Origin of the sequence: Mycolicibacterium frederiksbergense (assembly GCF_012223425.1) — a bacterium.
GTDB classification, from domain to species: Bacteria; Actinomycetota; Actinomycetes; order Mycobacteriales; family Mycobacteriaceae; genus Mycobacterium; species Mycobacterium frederiksbergense.
Genome location: NZ_CP038799.1, coordinates 2,370,485 through 2,388,425, shown reverse-complemented (window position 1 = coordinate 2,388,425; position 17,941 = coordinate 2,370,485). Strand labels below are relative to the sequence as shown.

The 17,941-nt window shown below is 68.0% G+C and carries 18 protein-coding genes; 12 read left to right on the top strand and 6 right to left on the bottom strand.

Features of this window, described 5'->3' with window-relative positions; genetic code table 11:
* Window positions 1-30: 30 nt before the first annotated feature.
* The gene (locus EXE63_RS14435; RefSeq protein ID WP_168142496.1) at window positions 31-972 is read right to left on the bottom strand and encodes a DUF808 domain-containing protein; all 942 of its coding nucleotides are present in this window, start codon (window positions 970-972) and stop codon (window positions 31-33) included.
* 79 nt (window positions 973-1,051) lie between these two features.
* Between EXE63_RS14435 and EXE63_RS14430 the strand changes: the two genes are divergently transcribed.
* From EXE63_RS14430 to EXE63_RS14420, 3 genes are all read left to right on the top strand, one after another.
* Window positions 1,052-1,660: a TetR/AcrR family transcriptional regulator gene (locus EXE63_RS14430; protein WP_168142495.1), complete on the top strand. Its 609-nt coding sequence runs from the start codon at window positions 1,052-1,054 to the stop codon at window positions 1,658-1,660.
* The gene (locus EXE63_RS14425) at window positions 1,657-2,325 is read left to right on the top strand and encodes an enoyl-CoA hydratase-related protein (RefSeq protein ID WP_168142494.1); all 669 of its coding nucleotides are present in this window, start codon (window positions 1,657-1,659) and stop codon (window positions 2,323-2,325) included. Before EXE63_RS14430 ends, EXE63_RS14425 begins: the two co-directional genes overlap by 4 nt.
* Window positions 2,326-2,408: 83 nt before the next feature.
* Window positions 2,409-2,912, top strand: a complete 504-nt coding sequence (locus tag EXE63_RS14420; protein ID WP_168142493.1) for a pyridoxamine 5'-phosphate oxidase family protein — start codon at window positions 2,409-2,411, stop codon at window positions 2,910-2,912.
* Here the strand turns inward: EXE63_RS14420 and EXE63_RS14415 are convergent.
* The 3 genes from EXE63_RS14415 to EXE63_RS14405 are packed head-to-tail and all read right to left on the bottom strand — an operon-like array spanning window position 2,906 to window position 4,936.
* A complete protein-coding gene (locus EXE63_RS14415; RefSeq protein WP_168142492.1) occupies window positions 2,906-3,700 on the bottom strand; it encodes a thioesterase family protein in 795 nt (264 codons plus the stop codon). The genes EXE63_RS14420 and EXE63_RS14415 overlap by 7 nt on opposite strands.
* On the bottom strand, window positions 3,697-3,990 hold the full coding sequence (locus EXE63_RS14410) for a GNAT family N-acetyltransferase (RefSeq protein ID WP_168142491.1): 294 nt from the start codon (window positions 3,988-3,990) through the stop codon (window positions 3,697-3,699). Before EXE63_RS14410 ends, EXE63_RS14415 begins: the two co-directional genes overlap by 4 nt.
* Window positions 3,980-4,936, bottom strand: a complete 957-nt coding sequence (locus EXE63_RS14405; protein ID WP_168142490.1) for a pirin family protein — start codon at window positions 4,934-4,936, stop codon at window positions 3,980-3,982. The genes EXE63_RS14410 and EXE63_RS14405 overlap by 11 nt, the downstream gene beginning before the upstream one ends.
* A 252-nt stretch (window positions 4,937-5,188) precedes the next feature.
* Between EXE63_RS14405 and EXE63_RS14400 the strand changes: the two genes are divergently transcribed.
* Window positions 5,189-5,656 carry a hypothetical protein gene (locus EXE63_RS14400; RefSeq protein ID WP_168142489.1) on the top strand — a complete coding sequence of 156 codons (468 nt, stop codon included), beginning with the start codon at window positions 5,189-5,191 and terminating at the stop codon, window positions 5,654-5,656.
* Between the two features lie 68 nt (window positions 5,657-5,724).
* Here EXE63_RS14400 and EXE63_RS14395 read toward each other — a convergent pair whose 3' ends face one another.
* Window positions 5,725-6,015 carry a WhiB family transcriptional regulator gene (locus EXE63_RS14395; protein WP_168142488.1) on the bottom strand — a complete coding sequence of 97 codons (291 nt, stop codon included), beginning with the start codon at window positions 6,013-6,015 and terminating at the stop codon, window positions 5,725-5,727.
* A gap of 345 nt (window positions 6,016-6,360) precedes the next feature.
* Here EXE63_RS14395 and EXE63_RS14390 point away from each other — a divergent pair, with 345 nt between their 5' ends.
* A complete protein-coding gene (locus tag EXE63_RS14390) occupies window positions 6,361-7,059 on the top strand; it encodes a transcriptional regulator (protein WP_168145587.1) in 699 nt (232 codons plus the stop codon).
* Between the two features lie 7 nt (window positions 7,060-7,066).
* On the opposite strand, the gene EXE63_RS14385 is transcribed toward EXE63_RS14390, so the two are convergent.
* Window positions 7,067-8,389, bottom strand: coding sequence for a MinD/ParA family ATP-binding protein (locus tag EXE63_RS14385; protein WP_168142487.1), 1,323 nt, complete (start codon window positions 8,387-8,389; stop codon window positions 7,067-7,069).
* A gap of 507 nt (window positions 8,390-8,896) precedes the next feature.
* Here EXE63_RS14385 and EXE63_RS14380 point away from each other — a divergent pair.
* The 7 genes from EXE63_RS14380 to EXE63_RS14350 all read left to right on the top strand — a co-directional run bounded on the left by EXE63_RS14380 (window position 8,897) and on the right by EXE63_RS14350 (window position 17,880).
* A complete protein-coding gene (locus EXE63_RS14380) occupies window positions 8,897-9,673 on the top strand; it encodes an ESX secretion-associated protein EspG (RefSeq protein ID WP_168145586.1) in 777 nt (258 codons plus the stop codon).
* Window positions 9,674-9,681: 8 nt separating this feature from the next.
* Window positions 9,682-10,125 carry a YbaB/EbfC family DNA-binding protein gene (locus tag EXE63_RS14375; protein ID WP_168142486.1) on the top strand — a complete coding sequence of 148 codons (444 nt, stop codon included), beginning with the start codon at window positions 9,682-9,684 and terminating at the stop codon, window positions 10,123-10,125.
* Window positions 10,118-11,839, top strand: coding sequence for a type VII secretion AAA-ATPase EccA (eccA, locus tag EXE63_RS14370; protein WP_168142485.1), 1,722 nt, complete (start codon window positions 10,118-10,120; stop codon window positions 11,837-11,839). Before EXE63_RS14375 ends, eccA begins: the two co-directional genes overlap by 8 nt.
* A 2-nt stretch (window positions 11,840-11,841) precedes the next feature.
* Window positions 11,842-13,392: a type VII secretion protein EccB gene (gene eccB, locus EXE63_RS14365; RefSeq protein WP_168142484.1), complete on the top strand. Its 1,551-nt coding sequence runs from the start codon at window positions 11,842-11,844 to the stop codon at window positions 13,390-13,392.
* On the top strand, window positions 13,389-15,626 hold the full coding sequence (eccCa, locus tag EXE63_RS14360) for a type VII secretion protein EccCa (protein ID WP_168142483.1): 2,238 nt from the start codon (window positions 13,389-13,391) through the stop codon (window positions 15,624-15,626). Before eccB ends, eccCa begins: the two co-directional genes overlap by 4 nt.
* A gap of 31 nt (window positions 15,627-15,657) precedes the next feature.
* Window positions 15,658-17,505 carry a type VII secretion protein EccCb gene (eccCb, locus tag EXE63_RS14355; RefSeq protein WP_234904498.1) on the top strand — a complete coding sequence of 616 codons (1,848 nt, stop codon included), beginning with the start codon at window positions 15,658-15,660 and terminating at the stop codon, window positions 17,503-17,505.
* Between the two features lie 78 nt (window positions 17,506-17,583).
* Window positions 17,584-17,880, top strand: coding sequence for a PE family protein (locus EXE63_RS14350; protein ID WP_168142482.1), 297 nt, complete (start codon window positions 17,584-17,586; stop codon window positions 17,878-17,880).
* Window positions 17,881-17,941 lie beyond the last annotated feature (61 nt).

The window sequence follows — 17,941 nt, the reverse complement described above, 5'->3', positions numbered from 1 at the left end:
CGGTCCCTTCGGGGGCCGGTCTGGATGTGGTCAGTGGGCCTGTTTCTTTTTGCCGAACGGCAGCACGTGTACGACCACCGCGACGATGGCGCCGATCACCAGGCCCACCACCGCGGAGATTCCGGTGTTGACCAACCAGCCCACCCCGCCCTCGGCGAAACCGATCGCGTGGGATACCCAGTGCTCGGCGTCGTGGACGAGGTCGTAGGGCGGCCGCAAACCGGCTTCGTAGCTCTGCGCCAGCAGGATGTGGCCGCCGACCCACAGCATCGCGACGGTGCCGATGATCGACAGTGCACCCAACACCTTGGGCATCGCCGCGACCAGGCCGCGGCCGAGCCTCTGCGCGAACGCCGAGGACCGCTGCGCGAGCGCCAGACCGGCATCGTCCATCTTTACGATCAGGGCGACGACGCCGTACACCGCCGCGGTGATGACGATGGCGACGACGATCAGGCTGGCCAGTCGCAGCCAGAACGTCTGGTCGGCCACCTCGTTGAGCGCGATGACCATGATCTCGGCCGACAGGATGAAGTCGGTGCGGATGGCGCCCGAGGTCAGGGTCTTCTCGGCATCCTCGCCGGCCAGGGCGACGGGAGCGGCGTGCGCGTCTTTGCCGGTGATCCAGCCCCATACCTTCTCGGCGCCCTCGAAGCAGAGGAACGTCGCACCCGCCATGAGCAGATACGGCAGTGCCCACGGCGCGAAGATGCTCAGCAGCAGCGCCGCGGGCAGGATGAACAACAGCTTGTTACGCAGCGACCCGATCGCGATGCGCTTGATCATCGGCAGCTCGCGGGACGCGTGGATGCCCTGCACATATTGCGGTGTCACGGCGGTGTCGTCGATGACGACGCCTGCGGCCTTGACGGTGGCCTTACCCGCTGCGGCGCCGATGTCGTCGATCGACGCGGCGGCCAGGCGGGCCAGGACGGCAACATCGTCGAGGAGGGCGAACAGGCCTGCGCTCATGTACCGAAGGCTAGCCGGTGGTGCACGCCCGTGCGTACCGGCCTTTGTAACAGAGCAAATGCTCCGTTACAGTCGTGCCGTGCCCCGCCCCCGCGTGTACGACCTGGACACCGTGCTCGACGCGGTGGAGTCCCTCGCGGCGGGCCAGGGGCCGGCGGCGGTCACGGTGCGGGCCGTGGCTTCGGCGGCCGGAGTGTCTAATGGCGCGCTCTACCACAATTTCTCGTCGCGAGCGGAGCTCATGGGCCGCGCCTGGCTGCGGGCCGGCACCCGCTTTCTGGACACCCAGCGCGCGGCGGTCGGCACCGCCGTCGGCGTCGAGGCCGTGGTGGCCGCCGCCCAGGCACCGGGCATCTTCGCCGAACACCACCCGGAATCGGCCCGGCTGGTCCTCACGGTGCGGCGCGAGGAGATCCTCGGACCCGAACTCTCCGAGCAGCTCACCGCAGAGCTGCTCGGCCTCGACTCCCTGCTGGTGGAGCTGATGATCCGGCTCGCCGAGCAGCTGTGGGCACGCCGCGATGCCGCCGCGGTCGACACCGTCACCGCCTGCGTCGTCGATCTGCCGACCGCGATCCTGCTCAGCCGTAACCGTCTGCACGATCCGACCGCCCGCGCGCAGCTGGGCGCTGCCGTGCGTGCGGTGCTCGATACCGGACCACCCCCACGAAAGGCGCGACACCGATGACACCGACCCTGAACCAGGTGGACGGTATCGCCGTCCTGACCCTTGGCGATGACGAGAACCGTTTCACCCCCGATTTCCTGGACACCGTGCACGCACTGCTCGATCAGGTGCTCGCCGACGGGGCCGCGGGTCTGGTCACCACGGCGACCGGCAAGTTCTACACCAACGGTCTGGACCTGGACTGGCTGGCCGCCCACGGCGAGCAGACCCAGTGGTACGTCGGGCAGGTGCAGACGCTGCTGGCCCGCGTGCTCACCCTGCCGATCCCGACGGTTGCCGCCATCGTCGGGCACGCCTTCGGGGCCGGGGCGATGCTCGCCACCGCCCACGACTTCCGCGTCATGCGCACCGACCGCGGATACTTCTGTTTCCCGGAGGCCGATATCCGGATCCCCTTCACCCCCGGCATGGCTGCCCTGATCCAGGCGAAGCTGACACCGCAGGCGGCCGTCGCATCGATGACCACCGGCCGCCGGTTGGGTGCCCCGGAGGCCCAGACCTACGGGATCGTGGACGCCGTCGCCGCCGAAGGCGCGGTCACCTCTGCCGCACTGGATCTGTTGCGGCCGTTCGCCGGAAAGGATCCGGGCACCCTCGGGGCGATCAAGACGACGATGTTCGGTCCGGCCGCCGAGGCGCTCATGGCGGCCGCGGCACCCCGTTGAGCGCCGACTGGCCGTCGGACAACGGGGCGTTCAACGGCATCCCGGTGACGGGCACCGCGGCGACAGCCTGATAAGGATTGATCATGGGAACCAATCAGCGCGCCAAGATCGTGATGGCCGATGACGAGATCACCGAGTTCATCGACCGCAGCCGCACCGCCACCATGGCGACGGTGCTGCCCAACGGCCGGCCCCACCTGGTGGCCATGTGGTACGCCGTCCTCGACGGTGAGATCTGGTTCGAGACGAAGGCCAAATCGCAGAAGGCGGTGAACCTGCGACGCGACTCGACCATCACGGTGATGATCGAGGACGGCCACACCTACGACACGCTGCGCGGGGTGTCCATCGACGGCACCGCCGAGATCATCGACGACCCGGAGACCAATCTGCGGGTCGGCATCAGTGTGTGGGAACGCTACACCGGCCCCTACACCGATGAGATGAAACCCTTTGTGGAGCAGATGATGAACAACCGGGTGAGCGTCCGGGTGGTCGAGTCGCGGCGGCGCAGCTGGGATCACCGCAAGCTGGGCATGCCCGCCGTGCCCCTCGGCGGCAGCACCGCCAAGTACCTGGATCAGTGATCCGGCGGCGCGAATCCCGGGCTGAGCAGCGCGGTGGCGATACCGCTGCCGATCGGGCCGTGCCGGTCGAACAGGGTCGCGGTCCCGGTGGCCACACCTGCGTCGCTGTAGTGCGTCAGTGCGCTCAGCCCGATCTCCGGGCCCTCGGGTAGCCGGCTCAGAGTCAGCGTGTAGTCGGCGTTGATGTACAGCAGCCCATCGGGCCCGAAGTGGGTCAGCGAGCTGACCACGTCACCGGCCATCGCGGCCCGGGCGAACGGTGTCATCGGCTGCCCCTCGACCAGCGGGGCGACGTTCCGCAGCCAGATGTGCTTGGGCCCGGTGTGTTGCCACGCGCTCAGATCTGAACTGCTGCCTGCGCCGTGCGCCACCAGCTGCATCGGCGCATCGGTGGGTACGCGGTCGGGCCCGGGCGGGGCAGGGATATCGACCGGAGTGGTCCAGATCCGAGTCGGCGCCGCCGGACCGCGGCGTAGCAGCACGACACTGGCGCGGCCCACCACCTCGCCGCCTTGAACTGCTTGGGCATCGACGACCCGGATCCGACGGCCGGTGCGGATGGGCTCGGTGCGGATGGTCAGCGGCGCCAGCGCGGCGGGGCGGAACAGGTCGACGGTGAGGCGGGCCGGCTGCAGGTCGGGGTCGCCGAAGTCCCGGTCGATGACGTGTCCCAGCAGTCCGCCGAGCACATTGCCGCTGATGGTTTCGCCCCACGGACCCCGGGCGATGCTGGTGGGGATGAAGTCGTCACCGTCGGCGGTGTAGTACGCCGTCGGTCGTGCACTCACTGCTGATACTCGGGGTGCTTGGCGATGTACTGCGTCACCATCGAGCAGTGCGAGGCGATGCGCAGATCGGCGTCGCGGGCGGCCCGCAGGGCCTGTTCGACCAGAATGGTGGCCAGGCCGCGGCCGCCGAACGCCGGATCAACCTCGGTGTGGGTGAAGGTGCGCACGCCGTCACGGTCGTAGAAATCGATCAGACCCACCCGGTGGCCGTCGACCGAGATGGTGAATTGCCGGTCTCCGGCGGCGACGGTGGCCTGCGCGCCGGTGCGGTCGGTGTGTTCAGCGGACACGGGGTTTGAGCCTAGTGCCGGGCATCGACGGAGCGGGAAGGCGGGGGACGGGCCCCTGGTATCCGGTGACCGCCCCGAATCTGTCGGCACCGTCCTGCCAGGCCTGCCGGTAGGCGACGATCTCGTCGTGGCTGCGGCCGACGAAGTTCCACCACATCAACAGGGCCTCGCCGAAAGGCGGCCCGCCCAGCAGGATCAGCCGGGCCGGCGCGTCTGAGCGGTTGACGATCTCGAGGCGATCCCAGCCGGGGGACTGGTAGGCGAGATCGGCGCGTTGCAGCGCGGTGCCCGCGACCTCGATGTCACCCGCGTCCAGCAGCACGCCGTGCTCGAAGGCCGGGTCCACGTCCAGGTTCACGGTCGCCCGCGGGTCGATATCGATCTGCGCGCCGAGCAGCGGGGTGAAGGTGTGCACCGGTGACCGGCTGCCGGCGATGTCGCCGAGGAAGACCCGCAGCGTCGCGCCGTCGACGGTGGTGGCCTCGGGTACGTGGTGGGCGAAATCGCGGCCGGTGTCGCGGGCGGAGTCCGGCAAGGCGACCCACAGCTGCACGCCGTGCAGGACGGAGGCCGCAGGTGTCGACACCTCCGAATGACAGATCCCGGCGCCGGCGGTCATCAGGTTGAGCTCCCCGGGACGCACCATCGCATGCACACCCGCGCTGTCGCGGTGCTCGATCTCGCCTTGGAAAAGCCAACTGACGGTTTGCAATCCGGTGTGCGGGTGGGGCGGTACATCCATACCGGCGGAGGAACGGACGTCGTGTGGGCCGTAATGGTCGGCGAAGCACCAGGCCCCGATCATGGAGCGCTGCGCGGCAGGAAGGGTGCGGCGGACCAGCATGGCCCGCGGGCCGCCGAGGGGCACCTCGCGGGCCTGCAGGACACCGGTGAATCGCGATGCGCGGCAATCGACTTCGTCGGGCGAGGGATCGACGTTGCTCACCGTGCCGATGGTAGACCGGGGGAGGTTCGAGGACGGTGCCGGCATGACGCCTCTCGGCAAGTGGTCGCACGAAGCGACGATTTTCTAAGTGGTACCCGGGCATGACCGGCACCGTCGGACATGTCAACCGAGCGTGGGCCCGAGGTATTCCGCGCGATCGACGGTGACCACGATCACCCCTGACGACCGTCAAAATTGACGTTCGAGAAGCTAAGATGCTACTGACGAGTAACTTCTGAAGGGTTGGGCAACATGGCGCGTCGGGGCGCAAAAGTGCTGATGGCCGCGGTGGCGGCGCTGTCGGCCAGTTCCGGCCTTGCGACAGCGGCACCCGCCGGTGCTGCCGTGATGCCCATGACCAGCATCGTGCGGGCCTGTGATTTCAGCGTCGCGGAGTACACCTGGCGCACCGGGTACGCCCGCGCAGTCGCCTTCGTACACCCGGCCGCCGCCGACTCCGTGGCGGTCGACGTGCAACTTCAGACCGCGCTGCCCGATACCGATTACTACGTGAAGGTCTTTCAGATGCCGCGCGGTTCGGCGGACTGCGGGGTCGCCCCCGTTCGGGTGCGCACCGACGGTGCGGGCGCGGCGTACGTCACGGTGACCACCCCGATCGATTCGGGCACCACCGGCGTCTGGGTCTCGGTGGAGCGTCCCTCCCCGTTCTCGCAGCAGCCCGCCGAGGTCTACACCTCGGATTTCATCGCCAAGGTCTGATCCGCCCCCCGAGCCCGGGCGCCACTCCCGCTGCCGGCCCCTCAAAAACGGCAGCGGGAGCGGCAGGTCTAGGCGGATTCCAGGAAAAGCCTGCGCAACCGCACGGGATAGCCGTTGCGTTCGGCGAGTGAGCGCAGCTGGCGCAACGCGAAGGTGCGTCCGCGGCCGGCCTCGGGTACGGAGATGCCCGCCCAGATCCCTTCGGCGCGGGGCAGTTCGCAGGCTTCCCGTGCACACGCCCACCGGCGCGGGCAGATCCGGCAGATCGCCTTGGCCTGCTCGTCCTCGGTGTTGGTCCAGAGGTCGGGATTGCGGGTGCATTCGCCGATCGGCAATCCGTCCATGCCCAGTGCATTCATGGTGTCTCTCCTTGTGCGGCGGCTCAACTGCCGTGGTGCACACGAATGTAGAACACAAACCGTAGCGTCGCAACAGTTTGATGGGTGACAGCGCGACCTTGACGTCCCGGGTGCGGCGGTCGATGCAGACAACTGCGTCGCTGAAGTGCATTGATAGCGGAATGCCCGCCGCGCACCGCTACGGTTTAACCATTGCATCGGTACGGTTCAAACCGAAAGGGCTCGTGTGGAAATGACACCCCAAGCCATAGCAGTGCTCTAGGTTTAGCTACCATCAGCGGATCACAACCGGCTGCCAGGAGGGACGTGCGCGTGGTCGAAGCCGAACCCGGTGACGACCCCGGCATGGTGCGGGCTGGAGCCGCCGCGGCGGCGCGTCGCCGTGCGCTCAACGTCAGCCAGCGCAGCCTGGCCGCGGACGGCGTGATCAACGCCGGCGCGCTCATCGCGTTCGAGAAGGGCCGCAGCTGGCCGCGGCAAGCCACCAGAGCCAAGCTCGAATCGGTGTTGCAGTGGCCGCCGGGCGCCATCGAACGCCTTCGCCGCGGGGAACCGGCCGACGGGACCGCATCGCGTCGGGCCGCCGCGCCGCCTCCGATGGGGCCTGCCGACGAGGTCCCGCTGATCGCGCAGGCGGTGGTCGCCGCTGCCAACACGTTCGGGTCCACAATCGATGCGTTACCCGCGGTCACCGAGCCCGAGTTCACCGCCCGCGCCACCGCGATCCTCGGCGATCTGCGCCAGCTGGAGGCGGTCGCGGCGCGCGCCGCGCGCATCCAGGTGACACCCGACCTCATCCGAGCGCTCAGCACGGTGCGCACCCGTATCGACGAGCTGACGATGCGCGCGGCGACCGCCGCGACGGCGACCGTGGGCCAGCGGCTCTACGCCGCGCGCCGGCGCGCCAATCTGACGATCGCCGAAACCGCCCAGGCGGCCGGCGTCGCCGAGGATGTCATCATGCTGGCCGAGGCGGAACAGCCGGTGTCCGCCGCCCATATCGGTGCCGTCGAGCAGCTCATCACCCAGATCGATTGGCACTGAGTCTCGTTCAGAAACGCTCCCGGTGGCGATCGTCGCCGGCCGGGAAATGCGCGGCCAGCGCGGCGGCGATCTCGAGGAACTTGCGCCGCGTCTGCGTCGACATCACCCGGGTGCCCGCGATGACGCCACCGGGACGCAGTTGGCCGTCGAAGGGCACCTCCACCACCGCCTGACCCTGACCGGAGAACTGCTGGGCCAGGATGCCGCGGGTGCGCTTGTCGGCATGTCCATCGGAATCGTTGAGCACCACCACGGTGCGCTGCAGCAAGCCGGTCAACCCCCGGTTGGCCAGCCAGTCCATCGTCTGGCCGGCCGCTGCGGCGCCGTCCACCCACGGCGAGGACACCACGATCAAGGCGTCGAGGTCACGCAACACCTCGTGGGTGACCGCGCTGTCCATGGTGGAACTGCAGTCGACGATCGAGATGCTGAAGTAGCGGTCCAACCGTGCGGTGGCCTCACGGTAGATGGCCGGGTCGAGTACCCGGCGGCGCGCCGGGGTGCCCTCACCAGCGAGGACGAACAGGCCGGCGGCATTGTTGCCGACCCGGCTTCGGATATCGGCGAACGTCTCCAGGTGTTGGTCGGAGGCCAGCTCCCAGTAGGAGCCGACGGCCTTGGGGTCCACCCGGCTTCCGAGCTTGCCGAAGGCGGTGTCGGCATCGATGGCCACCACCCGGTCATCCTGCCGGAGCTCTGCGAAAACCGAACCCACACTGGCGGATACGGTCGTCTTTCCGACGCCGCCCTTGCCCAGTACGCCGATTTTGTAGTGCCCGCGCAGCACGCCGCGAATCCTGGCTTCCAGCTCGGCCTGACGCAGTTCATCGGGGGACGGCCCCAGATTGATCAGACCGAACGACGCCTGGAACACCAGCCGCCGCCAGCCCCGCCCGGGTGGGATCCGCTGGACGGGCACCAGATCGTGGACCGGGATGCGGTCGGCGTAGGACGCCGGTGGCGCGGCGGGCATCCGGTGCGGCGGGTGCCCCGGCGCCGGCCACCCCGGAGCCGGGTACGGCTGCCCAGGTCCGGGGGCACCGGGATGCGGCCGGTTCGGAGGTGGCCCCGCTACAGGCGGACGTCCCGGTGGCGGTCCCTGGGGTGGCCAGTTCGCCGGCGGGGCCGCGGGCCGTTGGGGTGGGATGGGGCCGGTGTCGGCGCCGTGGGTCCTCGACTCCTGGGCGGGCGGCACGTAGTCGACCGGCGGGCGGGACGGCACGGGCTCCGGCCCAGGCTTGCCGCTGTTCTCCGGGGCAGGCTCATAATCGGTCTCCACGGGCCCCGTCCAGCCCAACTCGCGGCGCAGCGCGTCATCGCGGTCGCTCATCGCGGACCTCCTCCTGGGCCGTCGTCGAGTCGTTCACCGGCCCGCACCAGTATCAACCACCGCGTCGGGGGGTCTGGGTGCGGCCGCGCCGGAGTGACCAGCAGCAAACGGGATCGTCCCAGGTGACGGCCAAAAATTGGTGCATCTGGGGGTACTCGGGCGCTGCTAGGGTCGATGCAGGGGAAGGGATTCGGAGACGGCAGCCGACTCGCCGCGGCGAGTCGGCAATTGGTGTGAGAAGCGAAGGGGTCGAGACAGATGAGTCGAGCCGCCTTTACGGTAAATCCGGAGAATCGGCCCGCGCCGGCCGCAGCGGCGCGACGATTGTCACCACGGGGGAGGAGCAACATGTCACACCACGTTCATCACACCAACCAGCTGCGTGCGTCCGTCGCGCTGGGCTCTGCGGTGCGGGTGGGGTAGCCGGTGTCCAGCTCCTCCTTTGCCGGGCACGGTGAGCCCTCGCATTACGACGACGTGATCGCCGTCGAGGTGACGATCGACGGCATGCTGGTCATCGCGGATCGACTCGGCCTCGAGGAGTTCCCGCCCTCGCTGGGTATCCGACCCAACATCCCGCAGCCCGAACTACGGGACAAGGTGTGGGAGAAGGTCGCCGGTGATCTCACCGACCAGGGCGTACTCGATCTGCACGGTAAGGCGCACCCCGAGGTCGCGGCCATGGCCGACTCGCTGTCCCGCTCGGATCGCATGCTCGAGGGTCGGTGGTGGCGCCGCGACGTTGGCGGCAAGATGGTCCGCTTCGTGGTCTGCCGCAAAGGTGATCGCCATGTCATCGCCGCCAGGGACGGCGACCTGCTGGTGCTGCAACGGGTGGCTCCGCAGGTCGGTCTGGCCGGCATGGTGACCGCGGTGCTGGGAGCGGCCGAGCCCGCCGACGTGGAACCGATGACCGGGGTGTCGAGCCGGCTGGCCGAATCGCGTTCTCCGAATCAGTTGGCACAGTTCGGCATCGCCCCAGCCTCGGCGCGTATCTACGCCGAGGCGACCGCCAACCCCAGCAGTTGGGTGGAGATCACCGCGACCGAACGCCACTCCGGGGGCACCTACACCCAGGCCGATGTGGCGGCCGGTGTGCTGGACTCCGCATTGGGTCGTATCGTGTCGATCCCGCGCAAGGTGAATGGCGAGTTGTTCGGCAGTTTCCTGCCCGGCACAAACGACAATCTGCAGCGGGCCCTCGATGAATTGATGACATTCCTGCCCGCGGGTGCCTGGTTTGATGCCAAGTCCGAGGCCGACTTCTACTACGACGGCGACTGAGGGCGACGATGGGGAATTCTCCGCATGACGCCCACCACGCCGATGAGGAGCACACCGGTGGGCTCGAGGCGTTCGACGTCTATCAGCCGTGGGCGCCCGCTGAACCCGACGCACCCGCCCAGCCGACCTTCGCCGTCACCAATCCTCCCGGCACCGTGACAGTTTCGGCGTTCTTCGATGGGCGGGTGCAACGCGTCGAACTTTCCCCCGATGCGGTTGAGGCGGGCGAGGAACCGCTGGCGGCCGAGATCGTGGTGATCGCCGGACTGGCGACCCAGCGGGCCAGGGCAGCGCAGTTCTCGTACATGCTCGAGGGCATGCAGGACCATGGACATGACACCGTCGACACTCGAGATTTCCTGAACCGCGCTGTCGGGCTGCCGTCCCCCGAGGAAGCCGACGCCGCGCGGGCGAAGGTTTTCGCGACCCGGTATCAAGGTGACCATGACTGAACACCTGGCAAGCCTGTTCGGGACGGCCGTCGGCATGTTGCCCACGGCCCCGGCCCGAGCCCTTGAGTTGTTCACCGAGATCACCTCCGTCGACGAGACCGCCTGCGACGCCTGGGTGGGCCGGCTGCGCTGTGGTGACACCGACCGCGCCACCCTGTTCCGGGCGTGGTACTCGCGGAACAACTTCGGTCAGCTGGCGGGCACGGCCGAGATCTCGATGAACAGCCTCAACGCCCGCATCCCGATCGGTGGCCTCTACGGCGACATCACCTACCCGGTGAATTCACCGCTGGCGATCACCATGGCGTTCGCGGTACGTGAGGCCGTCGAGGGCAACTTCGCCGATGCCATCGAAGCCCTGGACGACGCCCCCGCGATGGGTGCCGAATATCTGGTGTCCTGGATCAAGGCGGTCATCTACGGTGCGGCCGAACGCTGGACCGACGTGATCGACGAGGTGCGCGCGGCATCCGGATGGCCGGACAAGTTCCTCGGTGCCGCCGCCGGTGTCGCGCACGGGGTCGCGGTGACCAACCTCGGTCTGTCCACCGAGGCCGAGCGGCGGCTCACCGAGTCCAACTCGTCGCCGGCGGGGGAGGCCTGCGCCCCGGCCATCGCCTGGTATTTGGCGATGGTGCGGCGTAGCCAGGGCAACGAGGATGCCGCGGTCGCCCTGCTGGAGTGGCTTCAGGCCACCCACCCGTCGCCGAAAGTGTCTGCAGCCCTCAAGGATCCGGCCTATCGGCTGGTCACGACGACGGCCGAGAAGATCGCCGCCCGCACCGACCCGTGGGATCCGGCAAGCGTGCAGGCCGACACCTCCGGCCGCGAGAAACTGCTGGCCGACGCCCAGGCCGAGTTGGACCGCCAGATCGGTCTGAGCAGAGTCAAGGAGCAGATCGAGAAGTACCGGGCGGCGACCCAGATGGCCAAGGTGCGTGCCGCCCGTGGCATGAAGGTCGCCCAGCAGTCCAAGCACATGATCTTCACCGGCCCGCCAGGTACCGGCAAGACCACCATCGCCAGGGTGGTGGCCAACATCCTGGCCGGCCTCGGCGTGATCGCCGAACCCAAACTGGTGGAGACCTCCCGCAAGGATTTCGTGGCCGAGTACGAGGGCCAATCCTCGGTCAAGACCTCGCGCACCATCGACCGCGCCGTCGGCGGGGTGCTGTTCATCGACGAGGCGTACACGCTGGTGCAGGAGCGCGATGGACGCGCCGACCCGTTCGGCACCGAGGCGCTGGACACGCTGTTGGCCAGGATGGAGAACGACCGCGACCGTCTGGTGGTGATCATCGCCGGCTACAGCGCCGACATCGACCGGTTGCTGGAGACCAATGACGGTCTGCGGTCCCGCTTCGCCACCCGGGTCGAGTTCGACTCCTACTCGGCCGAGGACATCGTCGAGATCGCGAGAGTCATTGCCGAAGCCAATGATTCACAACTCAGCGAGGACGCCGCCAAGAGGGTGCGCGACGCCGCGATGCTGCTGCACGACCGGTTGCTGAACGGCAAGCCGGCGCTGGACATCGCAGGCAACGGCCGCTACGCCCGCCAGCTCGTGGAGGCCGGTGAGCAGAGCCGGGACATGCGGTTGGCCCGGTCGCTGGACATCGAGAGCCTGGGCGTCGAACAGCTCAGTGAGATCAGTGGTGAAGACATGGCTGCCGCGATCGCCGCGGTGCACGGCCGACTGAACATCAGCGAGTAACGGTGGCAGGCTTCCGGTTGACCACCAAGGTCCAGGTCAGCGGCTGGCGCTTCCTGCTGCGCCGTGTCGAGCACGCCATCGTCCGGCGCGACACCCGGATGTTCGACGATCCCCTGCAGTTCTACAGCCGGGCGGTGATGGCCGGCATGGTCATCGCCGTGGTCGTCTGCCTGGGCGCGGTACTGCTGGCGTATTTCAAACCGCTCGGCAAGCGGGGTTCGGACACCCTGCTGGTGGATCGCAGCACCAATCAGTTGTACGTGCTGGTACCCGGATCCGACGATCTGCGGCCGGTCTACAACCTGACCTCTGCGCGCCTGGTGCTGGGTAACCCGGCCAACCCGTCGGCGGTCAAGTCCGACGAGCTGAACCGGATGACGAAGGGCCAGCCGATCGGCATCCCGGGGGCACCGTACGCGACCCCGGTCGGTGCGCCGACCTCCTCGTGGTCGCTGTGCGACACGGTGATCAAGCCGGACAGTGTGGCACCCGAGGTCCAGACCTCCGCACTGGTGATGCCGCTATCGATGGATGCATCCGTGGGGCCGATGACGCCGAGCCAGGGTGTGCTGGTCTCGTTCAAGGACCGCACCTGGCTGGTGACCGATGACGGCAGGCACGCCATCGACCTCGCCGACCGTGCCATCACCTCGGCCGTCGGAATCCCGGTGACCGCCAAGGCGACTCCGATCTCGGAGGGTCTGTTCAACGCTCTCCCCAACGTCGGGCCCTGGCAGCTGCCCGCGGTCCCGTCGGCCGGCGCGCCGAACACCGTCGGCCTGCCACCCAACCTGGTGATCGGCGCGGTCTTCAAGACCATCACCGACAACACCGAACAACGCTATGTGGTGCTGCCCGACGGGGTGGCGAAGGTCAACGGCACCACCGCCGCCGCGTTGCGGGCCACCAATTCATTCGGCCTCATCACCTCCCCCTCGGTGGAAGCCAGTGATGTCGCGGCGATTCCCGAGCAGGTCTTCGTCTCGCCGCTGCCGGACGAACCGATGGACATCAGACTGCGCCACGACGCTCCGACGCTGTGCTGGAGCTGGCAGCGCGAGCCCGGCGATCAGGCACCGCGCCAGACCGTCATCAGCGGCAGGCACCTGCCGGTCCCGGCATCGCGGCTCAACAGCGGTATCGAGCAGATCGCCGGTGATGCCACGGTGTTCATCGAGGGCGGTCAGTTCATCCGGTTGCAGTCACCGGATCCCCGCTACGGCGAGAGCCTGTACTACGTGGACCCGCAGGGCGTGCGGTACGGGCTGCCGAATGAGGACACCGCGGGCACCCTGGGCCTGAGCGGGCCGCAGACCGCGCCCTGGCAGGTGGTCAGCCTGCTGATCGACGGGCCGGTGCTGACCAAACAGGCCGCGCTGCTCGAACATGACACGCTGCCCCCAGATCCGAACCCGCGCAAGGTCGATGGACTCAGCAACAACCAGGCGGTGCCGCCCGGCGCGCAGGCACCCGCCGCGCCGGGCGCCCCGGCCGCCGGGCTGCCCGCCCCGGCGCAGGGTTCCCCGATGCCACCCCAAGGAGCCGGTGGATGACGACGAAGAAATTCACCCCGATCATCAAGCGGGGGCCACGGCTCACACCGGGCGAAATCAACATCACCCCACCGGATGACCTCGGAATCGACATCCCGCCCTCGGGCATCCAGAAGGCGTTGCCCTGGGTGATGGGCGGCGGCATGCTCGGGATGATCGGCATCATGATCTTCACCGGGATCCGGCAGCTCTCGCCGTACATGCTGATGATGCCGCTGATGATGATCATGGCGACCGTCGGGTTCATGGCCGGTGGCGGTCCGGGCGGCAAGCGGGTGCCCGAGATCAACGCCGACCGTAAGGAATACCTGCGCTACCTGGCCGGCCTGCGTGCCCGGGTGACCACCTCGGCGGCCGCGCAGGTGACGTTCTTCAATTATCACGCCCCACACCCCGAAGACCTGTTGTCGATCATCGGGACCAACCGGCAGTGGTCGCGGCAGGCCAACGCCGACTTCTTCGCCGCCGCCCGGATCGGCATCGGCGCCGAGCCCGCGGTGGACCGGTTGCTCAAGCCGTCGGTGGGTGGCGAACTGTCCGGACCGTCGGGAGCGCCGCAGCCCCACCTGGAGCCGGTGAGCCACATGTGGCTGATCAAGTTCCTGCGCACCCATGGACTGATCCACGACTGCCCGAAACTGGTGCAGCTGAGGACCTTCCCCACCATCGCGATCGGTGGGGACGGCGAGCGTGCGGCGGGACTGCTGACCGCGATGATCTGCCACCTGGCGGTCTTCCATCCGCCGGACCTGGTGCAGATCCGGGTGCTCACCGACAACCCGGAAGATCCGGACTGGACCTGGCTGAAATGGCTTCCGCACGTTCAGCATCAGACCGACACCGACGCGGCCGGGCCGACCCGGCTGGTCTTCACCCGCCCGGACGGCCTGTCCGATCTGACCGCGCGTGGGCCGCACACCGCAGATGCCGCGCCCAGCGGGCCCTACGTCGTGGTGGTCGATCTGACGGGTGGCAAGGCGGGTTTCCCGGTGGACGGGCGGGCCGGCGTCACCGTCATCACCCTCGGCAACCACCGCGGGTCGGCCTATCGGATCCGGCTGGACGCCGACGGCAGCGCCGACGACCGGCTGCCGAACCAGACTTTCCGGCTGGTGGTCAATGCGGCCGACCGCATGACGCCGACGCAGGCCGGGCGGGTGGCCCGCAAGCTGGCCGGGTGGTCGATCACCGGCACGATCATCGACAAGAGCACCCGGGTGCAGAAGAAGGTCGCCACCGAATGGCATCAGCTGGTCGGTGCGCAGACGGTCGAGGAGGTGACGCCGTCGCGCTGGCGGATGTTCAGCGACACCGACCGCGACCGGCTGAAGATCCCGTTCGGTCACGAACTCAAGACCGGCGACATCATGCACCTCGACATCAAGGAAGGCGCCGAGTTCGGTGCCGGACCACACGGCATGCTGATCGGCACGACGGGCTCCGGTAAGTCGGAATTCCTTCGTACGCTGATCCTTTCTCTCGCCGCCACGCACCACCCCGATCAGGTGAACCTGTTGCTCACCGACTTCAAGGGTGGTTCGACGTTCCTCGGCATGGAGAAGCTGCCCCACACCGCGGCGGTGGTGACCAACATGGAAGAGGAAGCCGAGTTGGTCAGCCGCATGGGCGAGGTGCTCACCGGTGAACTCGACCGGCGGCAATCCATCCTGCGTCAGGCCGGTATCCAGGTCGGGGCGGCCGGTGCACTGTCCGGTGTGGCCGAGTACGAGAAACACCGGGAACGTGGAGCTGATCTGGCGCCGCTGCCCACCCTGTTCGTCGTGGTCGACGAGTTCGCCGAGCTGTTGCAGAATCACCCGGATTTCATCGCGCTGTTCGACCGCATCTGCCGTGTCGGCCGGTCACTGCGGGTGCATCTGCTGCTGGCGACCCAGTCGCTGAACACCGGTGGTGTGCGGATCGACAAGCTGGAACCCAACCTGACCTACCGAATTGCGCTGCGCACCACCAGCTCCGCCGAGTCCAAGGCCGTGATCGGCACTCCGGAGGCGCAGTACATCACCAACAAGGAGAGCGGTGTGGGCTTCCTGCGGGTCGGTATGGAGGACCCGGTGAAATTCCGCAGCGTCTACACCGGGACCAACTACGTTCCGGCTTCGGCGATCACCGCCGACGGCGACGCGGCGCCACGGTCGCACGCACCCAGCCGGGTGCGGATCCAGCCGTTCACGGCCGCACCGATGATGGACGCGACGGAGGTGACTTCGCGGTGACTTTCAGCGAGGAGCAAGAGGCGGATCGCGCATGACGACAGCCGAAGAGCCGCGCGTCCTGCGCGAGGTGGTGCTCGGCCAGCTGGCCACCGGCGAGGAACGCGCCTACAAGATGTGGCTGCCGCCGCTGACCGATCCGACGCCGGTGAACGAACTCGTGGAGCGGGATCAGGGCCAGCCCTTGCGCTTCGGTCTCGGCATCATGGACGAGCCGCGCCGGCACCGCCAGGAGGTGTGGGGCATCGACGTGTCCGCGGCGGCGGGCAACATCGCGATCGGCGGGGCCCCACAGACGGGCAAATCGACATTCCTGCAGACCCTGGTGCTTTCGGCGGCTGCCACCCACACCCCGCGTCAGGTGCAGTTCTACTGCATCGACCTCGGTGGCGGCGGCCTGATGTATCTGGAGGACCTGCCGCACGTCGGCGGGGTGGCCACCCGTTCCGAACCCGACCGGGTCAACCGCGCCATCGCCGAGATGAAAGCCATACTGCGACAGCGGGAAGCGACGTTCAAGCAGTACCGCGTCGGCTCCATCGCCACCTACCGGCAGATGCGCGATGATCCGAACCATCCGGCAGCGGCCGATCCTTTCGGCGATGTCTTCCTGGTGATCGACGGCTGGCCGGCGTTCGTGTCGGAGTTCCCCGACCTGGAGCCGGTGGTACAGGATCTCGCCGGGCAGGGCCTGGCGTTCGGGGTGCACACCATCATCTCCACGCCGCGCTGGACCGAGCTGAAATCGCGCGTGCGTGACTATCTGGGCACCAAGGTCGAATTCCGCCTGGGCGACGTCAACGAGACCCAGGTCGACCGGATGACCCGGGACATTCCGGCGAACCGGCCGGGGCGCGCCATCTCGACGGAGAAGCATCACCTGATGATGGGTGTGCCCCGCCTCGATGGCGTGCACAGTGCGGCCGACATCGTCCCGGCCATCACCGCGGCGGTGGACCATATCGCCTCGTTGCACACCGACGAAGCTCCGCGGGTGCGGGTGCTGCCGGAGCGTATCCACCTGCGCGAACTGGATCCGGCTCCGCCCGGCCCGGACGCCGATTACCGGACCAGGTGGACGATTCCGGTCGGCATTCGCGAATCCGACCTGTCGGTCGCCTACAACAGCATGTCGGTGACACCGCATCTGTTGATCTTCGGTGCGCCGAAGTCGGGGAAGACGACGATCGCGGCTGCTGTCGCGCAGGCGATCTGCGCCCGCAACGACCCGACCCAGGTCCGGTTCATGCTTGCCGACTACCGGTCCGGTCTGCTGGACGCGGTACCGCAGAGCCACCTGCTCGACGCGGGCGCCGTCAACCGCAACAGCACCTCGTTGGACGAGTCGATCAAGGCGCTGGCCACCAACCTGAAGAAACGCCTGCCCCCGCCTGACCTGACCACCGCCCAGCTGCGGGCCAGATCGTGGTGGACAGGGCCCGATGTGGTGCTGCTGGTCGACGACTGGCACATGATCGTCGCGGCCGCCGGAATGCTGCCCCCGATGGCGCCGCTGGCCCCGCTGTTGCCGGCCTCCGCGGATATCGGCCTGCACGTGGTGGTGACCTGTCAGATGAGCCAGGCGCACCGGGCCACCATGGACAAGTTCGTCGGTTCCGCATTCGGCGCCGGATCCCCGACGTTGTTCCTGTCCGGTGACAAGACGGAGTTCCCGTCGAGCCAGTTCAAGCTCAAGCGCCGGCCTCCTGGACAGGCACTTCTGGTCTCGCCGGACGGCAAGGAAGTGGTGCAGGCGGCATATATCGACCCCCCGAAGAATAAGTGTGTTGAGCACCCCCAAACCGCGGTTAGTATGGAATCCGAGCCGCTCAGCAAAATTGACGGCAATACGCTAGCAAACGAGTCGGGGGAACGATTCTGATGCGACGGAGCAACAGCTGCGTCCCCCCTTTACAGGAGCTTTTCCAGCACGTTTGGAATCTGTGAGGAGGATCTGCACATGCAACCGCTGCAACACAACCCCGGGGTTCTGGGTGTCGGCAACCAGGTCATCGCAAACGGTTCGCGCGGTCTGGCGACCGGGACCGCCGCCACCACGGAGGCCGCTGCCCTGATCCCGGCCGGTGCCGAGGAGGTCTCGGCGCAGGCCGTGATGGCATTCGCCAGCGAAAGCATGCAGATGGCAGCGCTGAACGCCTTCGCGCAACAGGAGCTGGCCCGCACCGGAGCGGCCTACCTGGAGGCTTCCGGGATCTACACGACGGTGGACGCGGAGTCCGCCGCCACGCTTTCCTGACCGGAACCGCCGCTCTCGACGAGACTGGGTTCAGCAAACTATGACGACGGTACCCGCAATT

Excerpts from the sequence above, each read along its gene's own strand:
- EXE63_RS14435 (WP_168142496.1), bottom strand. The coding sequence starts at position 972 with ATGAGCGCAGGCCTGTTCGCCCTCCTCGACGATGTTGCCGTCCTGGCC.
- EXE63_RS14425 (WP_168142494.1), top strand. The coding sequence starts at position 1,657 with ATGACACCGACCCTGAACCAGGTGGACGGTATCGCCGTCCTGACCCTT.
- EXE63_RS14420 (WP_168142493.1), top strand. The coding sequence starts at position 2,409 with ATGGGAACCAATCAGCGCGCCAAGATCGTGATGGCCGATGACGAGATC.
- EXE63_RS14400 (WP_168142489.1), top strand. The coding sequence starts at position 5,189 with ATGGCGCGTCGGGGCGCAAAAGTGCTGATGGCCGCGGTGGCGGCGCTG.
- EXE63_RS14395 (WP_168142488.1), bottom strand. The coding sequence starts at position 6,015 with ATGAATGCACTGGGCATGGACGGATTGCCGATCGGCGAATGCACCCGC.
- EXE63_RS14390 (WP_168145587.1), top strand. The coding sequence starts at position 6,361 with ATGGTGCGGGCTGGAGCCGCCGCGGCGGCGCGTCGCCGTGCGCTCAAC.
- EXE63_RS14385 (WP_168142487.1), bottom strand. The coding sequence starts at position 8,389 with ATGAGCGACCGCGATGACGCGCTGCGCCGCGAGTTGGGCTGGACGGGG.
- EXE63_RS14380 (WP_168145586.1), top strand. The coding sequence starts at position 8,897 with ATGCTGGTCATCGCGGATCGACTCGGCCTCGAGGAGTTCCCGCCCTCG.
- EXE63_RS14375 (WP_168142486.1), top strand. The coding sequence starts at position 9,682 with ATGGGGAATTCTCCGCATGACGCCCACCACGCCGATGAGGAGCACACC.
- eccA (WP_168142485.1), top strand. The coding sequence starts at position 10,118 with ATGACTGAACACCTGGCAAGCCTGTTCGGGACGGCCGTCGGCATGTTG.
- eccCa (WP_168142483.1), top strand. The coding sequence starts at position 13,389 with ATGACGACGAAGAAATTCACCCCGATCATCAAGCGGGGGCCACGGCTC.
- eccCb (WP_234904498.1), top strand. The coding sequence starts at position 15,658 with ATGACGACAGCCGAAGAGCCGCGCGTCCTGCGCGAGGTGGTGCTCGGC.
- EXE63_RS14350 (WP_168142482.1), top strand. The coding sequence starts at position 17,584 with ATGCAACCGCTGCAACACAACCCCGGGGTTCTGGGTGTCGGCAACCAG.